Origin of the sequence: Shewanella sp. AC91-MNA-CIBAN-0169 (assembly GCF_040310165.1) — a bacterium.
Lineage (GTDB): Bacteria > Pseudomonadota > Gammaproteobacteria > Enterobacterales > Shewanellaceae > Shewanella.
In genome coordinates this window covers 1-259 of the sequence record NZ_JBEOPM010000143.1, presented here as the reverse complement: position 1 = coordinate 259, position 259 = coordinate 1, and the positions used below count along the sequence as shown (strand labels likewise).

Annotated in this window: 1 protein-coding gene; it reads right to left on the bottom strand. The window is 40.5% G+C overall.

Going from position 1 to position 259, the window contains the following annotated elements; genetic code table 11:
• The coding region (locus tag AAEY98_RS22460; RefSeq protein ID WP_351019822.1) for a hypothetical protein at nt 1-188 on the bottom strand (188 nt) is incomplete at its 3' end.
• Nucleotides 189-259 lie beyond the last annotated feature (71 nt).

The window sequence follows — 259 nt, the reverse complement described above, 5'->3', positions numbered from 1 at the left end:
CCCATAATGCAATGCAGCTCACCCGCTTTTATTGCCAAATTAACATTATAAAGCCCGACTGAATAGCCAGTCTGCTTTTTGACACCGACACTATCCATACCTTCTGCTAATAGATTTAAAGCTGATTGTGCTTGCGACTCATTAGCATTATAGATTTTGCTGATATTCTCTAACTGGATATGATTCATAGGTAGTCTCTTTATTATTTAACCGATAGGACGCTTGCCAGCTTCAATGGTTTTTTGCCGCGCGCGTTTCC